This window comes from Immundisolibacter sp. (assembly GCF_041625615.1).
GTDB lineage: Bacteria > Pseudomonadota > Gammaproteobacteria > Immundisolibacterales > Immundisolibacteraceae > Immundisolibacter.
On the sequence record NZ_JBFJTF010000102.1, the window covers coordinates 1 to 8,631 of the forward strand.

10 protein-coding genes are annotated in these 8,631 nt (G+C 71.2%); 5 read left to right on the forward strand and 5 right to left on the reverse strand.

Annotated features, from left to right (window positions below; translation table 11 throughout):
* From ABYX71_RS08670 to ABYX71_RS08685, 4 genes are all read right to left on the reverse strand, one after another.
* Positions 1-1,145 (reverse strand): heavy metal-binding domain-containing protein (locus tag ABYX71_RS08670; RefSeq protein ID WP_372696099.1); only part of this gene is annotated, 1,145 nt, incomplete at its 3' end.
* Positions 1,146-1,205: 60 nt separating this feature from the next.
* Positions 1,206-1,511: a hypothetical protein gene (locus tag ABYX71_RS08675; protein WP_372696100.1), complete on the reverse strand. Its 306-nt coding sequence runs from the start codon at positions 1,509-1,511 to the stop codon at positions 1,206-1,208.
* 188 nt (positions 1,512-1,699) lie between these two features.
* Positions 1,700-3,409: an alpha-glucan family phosphorylase gene (gene glgP, locus ABYX71_RS08680; protein ID WP_372696101.1), complete on the reverse strand. Its 1,710-nt coding sequence runs from the start codon at positions 3,407-3,409 to the stop codon at positions 1,700-1,702.
* Between the two features lie 169 nt (positions 3,410-3,578).
* Positions 3,579-4,244, reverse strand: coding sequence for an alpha/beta family hydrolase (locus ABYX71_RS08685; protein ID WP_372696102.1), 666 nt, complete (start codon positions 4,242-4,244; stop codon positions 3,579-3,581).
* Positions 4,245-4,317: 73 nt separating this feature from the next.
* Here ABYX71_RS08685 and ABYX71_RS08690 point away from each other — a divergent pair, with 73 nt between their 5' ends.
* From ABYX71_RS08690 to ABYX71_RS08700, 3 genes are read left to right on the forward strand one after another with little or no spacing between them, the layout of a single operon-like run.
* Entirely contained in the window at positions 4,318-4,806 is a 489-nt protein-coding gene (locus ABYX71_RS08690; protein ID WP_372696103.1) for a GFA family protein, read from the forward strand.
* A gap of 6 nt (positions 4,807-4,812) precedes the next feature.
* Complete coding sequence (locus ABYX71_RS08695; protein WP_372696104.1) at positions 4,813-5,589, forward strand: enoyl-CoA hydratase/isomerase family protein; 777 nt, start codon at positions 4,813-4,815, stop codon at positions 5,587-5,589.
* A complete protein-coding gene (locus ABYX71_RS08700; protein WP_372696105.1) occupies positions 5,574-6,536 on the forward strand; it encodes a zinc metalloprotease HtpX in 963 nt (320 codons plus the stop codon). The genes ABYX71_RS08695 and ABYX71_RS08700 overlap by 16 nt, the downstream gene beginning before the upstream one ends.
* A gap of 36 nt (positions 6,537-6,572) precedes the next feature.
* On the opposite strand, the gene ABYX71_RS08705 is transcribed toward ABYX71_RS08700, so the two are convergent.
* Positions 6,573-7,577 carry a TauD/TfdA family dioxygenase gene (locus tag ABYX71_RS08705; RefSeq protein ID WP_372696106.1) on the reverse strand — a complete coding sequence of 335 codons (1,005 nt, stop codon included), beginning with the start codon at positions 7,575-7,577 and terminating at the stop codon, positions 6,573-6,575.
* A gap of 96 nt (positions 7,578-7,673) precedes the next feature.
* Here ABYX71_RS08705 and ABYX71_RS08710 point away from each other — a divergent pair, with 96 nt between their 5' ends.
* Together ABYX71_RS08710 and ABYX71_RS08715 are read left to right on the forward strand one after the other, a co-directional pair.
* Positions 7,674-8,096, forward strand: a complete 423-nt coding sequence (locus tag ABYX71_RS08710) for a cupin domain-containing protein (RefSeq protein WP_372696107.1) — start codon at positions 7,674-7,676, stop codon at positions 8,094-8,096.
* On the forward strand, positions 8,057-8,631 hold a 575-nt coding region (locus ABYX71_RS08715), incomplete at its 3' end, for an NAD(P)-dependent oxidoreductase (protein ID WP_372696108.1). The genes ABYX71_RS08710 and ABYX71_RS08715, both read left to right, overlap by 40 nt.

Here is an 8,631-nt window from a genome sequence, read left to right on the forward strand (position 1 = left end):
GGCACGAACCAGGCCGCCACGCGGTCCACCAGGTTCTGGATCGGCGCCCGCGAGCGGCTGGCCTCGGCCACCATCTGCACGATGCGCGACAGCACGGTGTCGCGGCCCACGTGCTGCGCCTCGATGACCAGCGCGCCGGTGCCGTTGACGGTGGCGCCGATGACCGCGTCGCCGGGGTTCTTTTCCACCGGGATGGGTTCGCCGGAGATCATGGATTCATCCACCGCGCTGCGCCCTTCCAGCACCGCGCCATCCACCGGCACCTTCTCCCCCGGACGCACGCGCAGGCGATCGCCAGCCTGCACGTCGTCCAGCGGCACGTCGGCCTCGCTGCCATCCGGCCCGATGCGCCGCGCGGTCTTCGGCGCCAGGCCCAGCAGCGCCTTGATGGCGGCGTTGGTGGCGCTGCGCGCGCGCAGCTCCAGCACCTGCCCGAACAGCACCAGGGTGACGATCACCGCCGCCGCCTCGAAGTACACCCCCACCTGACCGTCGTGGCCGCGAAACGCCGCCGGGAAGACGCCGGGCGCCAGGGTCGCCACCAGGCTGTAGCCATAGGCCACCGCCACGCCCAGGCCAATGAGCGTGAACATGTTGAGGTTGCGGCTGACGACGGACTTGCCCCCCCGCACGAAAAACGGCCAGCCGCACCACAGCACCACCGGCGTCGCGAAGGCCAGCTCCAGCCAGCGCCCGGTGGCGCCGTGCGGCAGCAGGCTGGCAACCCCCGGCACCATGCCGCCCATCGCCAGCACCAGCACCGGCAGCGCGAACACCAGCGCCACCCAGAAACGGCGCGTCATGTCGTCGAGTTCGGGGTTCGCCTCCGGCTCGGCGGTGACCTGCATCGGTTCCAGCGCCATGCCGCAGATCGGGCAGTCGCCGGGGCCGCGCTGCTGCACTTCCGGGTGCATGGGGCAGGTGTAGAGGGCCTCGGGGTCGGCCGGTGGCGCCGCGCCGCGTGCCTTGTGCTGCCCGCAACCGCCCCCCTTCCCCTGCGGCTTCAGGAATGCCTGCGGATCGGCGGTGAAGCGGTCATGGCAGCGGGTGGAGCAGAAATACCAGGTCGTGCCGGCGTGCTCGGCCGTGGCCGCCGCCCGCGCTTGATCCACCTGCATGCCGCAGACCGGGTCCACCGCCGTCATCCGTCATCCCCTTCTTAGATGTGTGCCAATCCCGATTTTCGCCGCCGCCGCGGCGCGCGGTCACTCCGCTTGCGCCGGGGGCATGGCGCCCATGGGGCCGCCCATCATGCCCATGCCGCCCATCAGCTCGCGACACTCACGCAGGCGCTGGCGCAGCTGCTGACGGTCGCTGGCATCGATCACGCCATCGTTGTTGGCGTCCATGCGGGCAAACCGCGCCTCGGCGTGCTGCATGAACTGCTCCTTGGTGACCTTGCCGTCGCCCGTCATCATGCCGCCGCGCATGCCCATGCCACCTTGCGCCTGCACGGCGCCGGTCAGCGCCAGGGAACCCATGGCGGCCAACAGCAGATTTCGCGTCTTCATCGTCTCTCTCCTGCGGGACCGAACAGTCCCGCGCGTGTGTACCGACAGGTCCGGCGCCTGCCTGTGACCTGGCTGCGGCGCCCGGGCGACGATTGTGCCGCCCGACCGCTAGCGTAGCGTGGTCACCACGTATCGCGTGGGCAACGGGTCACGCGGCACGGGCCGGCGCTGCGTGGATCAGCGCTCGCCTAGGTGCTGTACGCCTCGGTGGCGTAGCGGCGCATCATGCGGTGGCTGTTGAAGAACGAGGCATTCTTGGCAATGGCGCCCTGCATCAAGCGCACCCAGCCGTCGGCCGCGCCGAGCTGGCCGTAGAACAGGGGCAGCACCACCTGCTCCAGCTTGTCGTACAGGGCGCGGGCGTCGGCCTCGTGCCCGACCTCCGTGGCGGAACCGACACTCCAGCCGGTCACCCCCTCGATGCAGCCCTCCACCCACCAGCCGTCCAGCACCGACAGCGAGGGCACGCCGTTGAAGGCCGCCTTCATGCCGCTGGTGCCGGAAGCCTCCAGGGGCGGCAACGGCGTGTTCAGCCACACGTCGCTGCCGGACACCATGGCCAGCGCCGTGTCGAGATCGTAGTCAGGCAGGTAGGCCATGCTCACGCTGCCGGCCAGCCGGCGGATCTGCCGGTGCAGCTGCTCGATCAGCCGTTTGCCGCCCTCGTCGCGCGGGTGCGCCTTGCCGGCCAGCACCACCTGGAACGGACGCGTCCCGGCGATGGCCTTGAGCCGTTCGAGGTCGCTGAACAGCAGGTCCGGGCGCTTGTAGGCGGTCATGCGCCGGGCAAAGCCGAGGATCGGCGCGGCCGGGTCCAGCGTCACGCCGGTGCGCGCGCCGACCAGCGCGATCAGTGCCTGCTTGGCCTCGGTGTGCGCCTGCAGCAGCGCCGCCTGCGGCACGCAGCAGTCGGCGCGCACCAGCAGTTCCGGCTCGTGACACCAACCGGGCAGGTAACGGTCGTACAGCGCGCGCAGCGGCGGCGCCGTCCAGGTGTGCGGGTGGACGCCGTTGGTCACCGCGTGCACCCGGTAGCCGGGGAACATGCGCCGCGACACCTCGGCATGGCGCTGCGCCACGCCGTTGACGTATTCGCTCAGGTTCAGCGCCAGGCGCGTCATGTTCAGCGCGTCCTCGCCGGCCAGCTGCTTGAGCACGGCCAGCGGAATGAAATCGTCCAGCACGCGCTGGACGACGGTGTAACTGAACCGGTCGTGACCGGCCTCGACCGGGGTGTGGGTGGTGAAGCAGCACAGACCCCGCACCATGGGCACGTCGTAGGGAGATTCGCCCGGCCGCAGCTCCTCCGGCCGATGCGCGTGGCGGCGCAGCAGCTCCAGCGCCAGCAGCGCCGAATGGCCCTCGTTCATGTGGTACTGGCGCAGCCGGAAGCCGAGTGCCTGCAACAGGCGCACGCCGCCGATGCCCAGCACCGCTTCCTGCTTGAGACGGTATGGCCCGTCGTCGCCATACAGACGGTGCGTGATCTGCCGGTCGTCGGGATGGTTCTCGTCAAGATCGGTATCCAGCAGCAGCACCGGCTGGGTGCCGCCCAGGTGGCCCTGCAGCACATACAGCCAGCCGCCGACCCACACCTCGCGCTCCTCAAGCGTCAGCGCCACCTTGGCCGCCAGCGGCGTGGCGTGCTCACGCGGCTCCCACGGTGCCGGCTGTTCCACCTGGCGCCCGGCTGGATCGAAGGTCTGCCGAAAGTGCCCGCCGCGCGACACCAGGCTGACCGCCACCAGCGGCAGCTCCAGATCGGCGGCGGCCCGCACGGTGTCGCCGGCCAGCACGCCCAGACCACCGGCGTAGGTGGGGATGGCGCTTTCCAGCGCGATTTCCATGGAGAAGTACGCCACCCGCGGCGTATGCAGATAGGGCTCAAGGGGAGACATTCAGCACTCCGCTGCTGCTCGACTGAAAGCGATTTCCGGCGTACCGGCACGGCGACCCGGGCCGGACCCCGGTCCCGCCCGGGCCCATACCTTAGGGGGTATCTGTTACCTGAAGGTCCGCGGCCGGCGCGGATGAATCAGCGCCGCTTGACTGCCATCAACCGGGCAATCAAACGCCAGGCAGCCAGTCCGCCACCGCCGCCGCGATGGCGCGGTAGGTCGCCTCCTGCCGATCGCGCAGCGCTGCCGGCAGCTTGAAACTGTGGTCGCCGCCGGGCACCTCGTGCAGGCCCACCGGCGCCGCCAACGCCGCCAGCACCGGGCGCAGCAGTTCCAGCCGGCACATCGGATCACGGTCACCCTGCACGAACAGCATCGGCTGGTACGCCGCGCGCAGGTACTGGTCGCGCAGGCGCTCGCTGCCGCTGGCGTGCAGCGGGTAGCCCAGTATCAGCAGACGGTCCAGCGCCTCGCCCTCGCTGGCCAGCTGAGCGGCGACGCGCGCGCCCATGGACTTGCCGCCGGCCACCAGGCACTGCAACGCGCCACCGAAGCGCTCGCGTCCAAGGGCCAGTGCCGCACGGAACGTGGCGCACAGGCGCGAGTTCGCATCCGGCGTGCGGCGCCCGGCATCGACATAGGGGAAGTTGAAGCGCAGCACCGCCACACCGCGCGCCGGCAGCGCCCCCGCCAGATGCGCCAGCAACGGCTGATGCAGGTCGTTGCCGGCGCCGTGGGCCAGCACCACCGCCGTACCGCCGAACGTGTCCGGCAGGCTCCAGACGGCGCTTGTGGCGCGTCCCGGCGCCCATTCCAGTTGGCAGGATTCATCCATCGGCGCAGGGTACAGGCGCCGACCCGCTTGCCGCTACCATGGTCCCAGGCCCGATGCTGCGGAGACACCCACCATGCTGCTCGAAGGTTCCTGCCACTGCGGCGCGGTGCGCTTTTCGGTGAAAAGCCACGCGCCGTATCCGTACATGTACTGCTACTGCTCGATCTGCCGCAAAACCCAGGGTGGCGGCGGCTTTGCCATCAACCTGCATGCCGAGGCGGACAGCCTGCAGGTCCACGGCCGCGAACACACCGGCGTCTACCGCGCCTTCATGGACCACCCCGCGCGCAGCGAGCGCAGCCCCGGCGAGCGGCATTTCTGCCGCGAATGCGGCAGCGCGCTGTGGGTGTGGGACCCGCGCTGGCCGGAGCTGCTGCACCCGTTCGCGTCGTGCATCGACACGCCGCTGCCGGCACCGCCGGAGCGCTGCCACATCATGCTCGACAGCAAGCCGGCCTGGGTTCCGATACCGGCCGAGGATGCCGGCAACCGCCATTTCCCCGAGTACCCGGACGAGGCGCTGGTCGACTGGCACCGCCGCCACGGCCTCATGACCGACTGAGCCCCCATGCACTTCGAGAACCTGCTGTACGAGACCCGCGGCCCGCTGGCGCTGATCACCATCAACCGCCCGGCCAAGCTGAACGCCATCTCGCTGGCCACGGTGGACGAGCTGCACGCCGCCATCGCCGCCGCAGCCGACGATCCGTCGGTGCGGGTGCTGGCCATCACCGGCGCCGGCGACAAGGCATTCGCCGCCGGGTCCGACCTGGCCGAGGTGGTGCACCGCGACCTCAACAAGGCGCTGGAGCCGATTGTGCAGGGCGTGGCCGAGCGCCTGGAACGCTGCCCCAAGCCGACCATCGCCGCCATCAACGGCATCTGTTTCGGCGGCGGGCTGGAAGTGGCACTCGGCTGCGACCTGCGCGTGGCCGGCCGGCGGGCGCGCTTTGCCACCCCGGAGGGCAAGCTCGGCATCATCCCCGGCGGCGGCGCCACGCAGCGCCTGCCACGCCTGGTCGGCCGCGCCTGGGCGCTCGACATGCTGCTGATGGGCGAGCGGATCGACGCCGAGCGGGCGCTGCATATCGGCCTGGTGACCCGCCTGGTGGACGACGCCGACCTGCTGGCCACCGTGCAGCACATGGCCGAGCACCTGGCCGGTTTCGCCCCGCTGGTGCCGCGCTACATGAAAGCCATGGTGCATGCCGGCATGGAAGGCAGCCTGGCGGCCGGCCTGGCGATGGAGAAGTTCGCCCAGGCCGGCCTGTGCGAAACGGCGGACAAACAGGAAGGCCTGGCGGCGTTCCTGGAAAAACGCCCGCCGCAGTGGCAGGGCCGCTGACAGCGGCCACCCAGGTGCCGGCGCACCGCGCCCGCAACACGCTGCAGGCGCTGGCGCTGCTGGCCGGCATGGCGGCGCTGCTCGGGCTGCTCGGCGGCCTGCTGGGTGGCGCCGTCGGCGCCGTATGGGCGCTGGCGCTGACCGGCGTGCTGCTGGCGCTGTCGCCGCGCATCGCCCCGGCGCTGCTGCTGCGTCTGTACGGCGGACAGCCCATTCACGCCGCCCAGGCCCCCGGCCTGGTCCAGGCGGTGGACGTGCTGGCGGCACGCGCCGGCCTGCCGCGGCCGCCGGCGCTGTTCCTGGTGCCCAGTCCGCTGCTGAACGCGTTCACCGTCGGCACGCCCAGGACGGCCGCCGTGGCGCTCACCGCCGGGCTGCTGCGCGGCCTGCCGACGCGCGAGGTGGTGGCGGTGCTGGCGCACGAGATCGCCCACATACGCAATCACGACATGCTGGTGATGGGCCTGGCCGACCTCATGAGCCGCCTGACCGCCCTGCTGTCGAACGTCGGCGTGCTGCTGGTCCTGCTGAACCTGCCACTGGTGCTGCTGGGGCAGGCAACCATCAGCTGGGGGGCCGTGGCGCTGCTGCTGCTGGCGCCGACCTTCGGCATGCTGCTGCAGCTGGCCCTGTCACGCACCCGCGAGTACGACGCCGACGCCGGCGCCGCGGCGCTGACCGGTGATCCCGAAGGCCTGATGCACGCGCTGGCGCACCTCGAACAGCGCCAGGGACGCTGGCTTGAACACCTGCTGCTGCCCGGCCGGCGCCTGCCGGACCCGTCGCTGCTGCGCAGCCACCCGCCGACGCAGGCACGCATCGAACGCCTGCGGGCGCTGGCGCAGACACTGCAACCGGCGCCGGTTCCGGACTGGGACCCGCTGCATCACCTGGGCCCCACGGTGCTGCGCCGGCCGCGCTGGCGCCCCGGCGGGCTGTGGTACTGAGCGGGTCCGGTCGCGCCCGACGCCGCGGCGGCCGGTTCAGGCCTCGGCCTTGGCGATGCCGCCGCCGGCACGGTCGGTGCTGCGCAGCATCTGCACTTCCGGCGGACGCCTGGGCCAGGACGGCATCATGACCCACATGCGCAGCAGGTGGCGCTTGCGCTCTGGCTCGGGCCAGTCCTGGTAGTCGGCCCGCGCGTGCAGGATGACGCGGTTGTTGATGAACTGCACCGTGGCCGGCTCGATCACCATGTCGATCTTCATTTCCGGCCGGTTGGCCACCGCCTGCAGGTAGGCGATGGCCTCCTGCTCGATGGCCGGCAGCTGCGAACGCGGCTCGCCGTTGGGGCCGCGGATGGCCGCCGGCAGGAAAAAGCAGTCCGGTTCGCCGGCCACGAAATTGAACACCGGAATGCGGTGCTCGGACGCCGGCGGACTGCCGCTGAGCACCGTCTCGCTGCCGTAATGGAAACCGCGGTACAGCACCGCCAGCAGGTCCGGTCGCTCGGCCAGGATGGCGTTGTGCACGGCAAACGAACTCATCAGCGGCGTGGCGCCGCCACGCATGGCCGGCGTCAGGCACATGAGGCCGGTCACGTCCACCGGGTCCATGTGCACCTCGATCGGCCCGCCGATGCCGTAGTAGCGGCCAACCTCGCCACGGTCCTGCACGTGGCCGAGCCGGTCGCCGCGCTGGCTTTGCGACACGCCCACCCCCAGATGCGTGCCCAGGCCCCACAGGATGATGCCCAGCTCGTCGTCGCTGTAACGGTCACGGTCGATGCCCTGCAAGCGCACGAAGCCGCGCCCGGTGTGCAGGATGTCGGCCATGCTGGCCAGGTCGTCCGCCAGCGCCGGCAGGTCGAACTGGGCCGGTGTCACCGCGTCCAGGCTCAGTCCGGCGTCGCGCACCGTCCGCATGGCGCGGTCGATGTCGGCCAGCGCCGCGGCGGACAGGGTGTAGACCCAGTCGGCGGGCTGGCGGAAGGCGTCGCCCTGCCACACGCACGCACCGGTCAGCGGCTGCGGCTGATCGTGGACCATGGTGTCTCCCCCTTGTTCGCTGCCGCGGTGGCGTCGATGATATGCCGCCTAACGACCGACCGGCCAGTGCCGGCCACCCACCCGAGGATTCGCGCCATGAAACCCCTGCCCGGCATGCTCACCCCGGACACGCTGCCCTCCGGCACGCTCGACCCGCGCCAGTTCATCACGTACCCGCCGGACAAGGAAACGGTGGTGCCGGTGTACGCCGACGGCGAGGACCTGGGCATCGTGTCCTGGAACCTGCTGCCGGGCCAGGCCAACGAGTCGCACTCCCACCCCGCCTCAGCCCACTGCTTCGTCATCGTCGAGGGCGAGGGGCTGTACCTGAAGGGCGAGCCCGGCAGCCCCGACTATGCCGAATACCCGATCAAGGCCGGGCAGACGGTGGTGATCCCGCGCAACCTGGTGCACGGCATCCGCAACACCGGCACCACACCGCTTTCCTATTTCGCCATCACCACCACCGCCGGCGGCGAATACGCCCGCGTCGTGGATGGCGTCGCCCACACCTACTGAACCCGCGGAGAACCGTCATGAGCCAGCACATCGGCGTGATCGGTCTGGGCAGCCTGGGCGCCAACATGGCGCAGCTGCTGGCGCAGGACGGCTACGCCGTGCACGCCTTCGACCTCGACGGCGCGCGCACCGCGAACGCGGCCGAACACGCCGGCGTGACCGGCCACAACTCGGCCCGCGCCGTGGCCGAGGCCAGCACCCTGGTGCTGCTGTCGCTGCCGCAGTCCGAGGCGGTGGCCGCCGCCTGCACCGGCCCGGGCGGCCTGCTGGAAGGCGCCGCCGAGGGCCTGCTGGTGGTCGACACCACCTCCGGCTACCCGGACCGCAGCAAGGACATCGCCGCCCGGCTGGCCACCGGCGGCGTGCGCTACGTGGACGCCGCCATTACCGGCGAGGAAGGCGGCGCCAAGGCATTGCCCAAGCGTGCGCTGACCTTCTGCGTCGGCGGCAGCGACGACGACGTCGGCCAGGCCCGGCCGATCCTGGAACGCATGGCGCGCTACGTCTTTCACGTCGGCCCGGTCGGCGCCGGGCA

Coding starts and splice junctions, on each gene's coding strand:
- ABYX71_RS08675 (WP_372696100.1), bottom strand. CDS start 1,511: ATGAAGACGCGAAATCTGCTGTTGGCCGCCATGGGTTCCCTGGCGCTG.
- glgP (WP_372696101.1), bottom strand. CDS start 3,409: ATGTCTCCCCTTGAGCCCTATCTGCATACGCCGCGGGTGGCGTACTTC.
- ABYX71_RS08685 (WP_372696102.1), bottom strand. CDS start 4,244: ATGGATGAATCCTGCCAACTGGAATGGGCGCCGGGACGCGCCACAAGC.
- ABYX71_RS08690 (WP_372696103.1), top strand. CDS start 4,318: ATGCTGCTCGAAGGTTCCTGCCACTGCGGCGCGGTGCGCTTTTCGGTG.
- ABYX71_RS08695 (WP_372696104.1), top strand. CDS start 4,813: ATGCACTTCGAGAACCTGCTGTACGAGACCCGCGGCCCGCTGGCGCTG.
- ABYX71_RS08705 (WP_372696106.1), bottom strand. CDS start 7,577: ATGGTCCACGATCAGCCGCAGCCGCTGACCGGTGCGTGCGTGTGGCAG.
- ABYX71_RS08710 (WP_372696107.1), top strand. CDS start 7,674: ATGAAACCCCTGCCCGGCATGCTCACCCCGGACACGCTGCCCTCCGGC.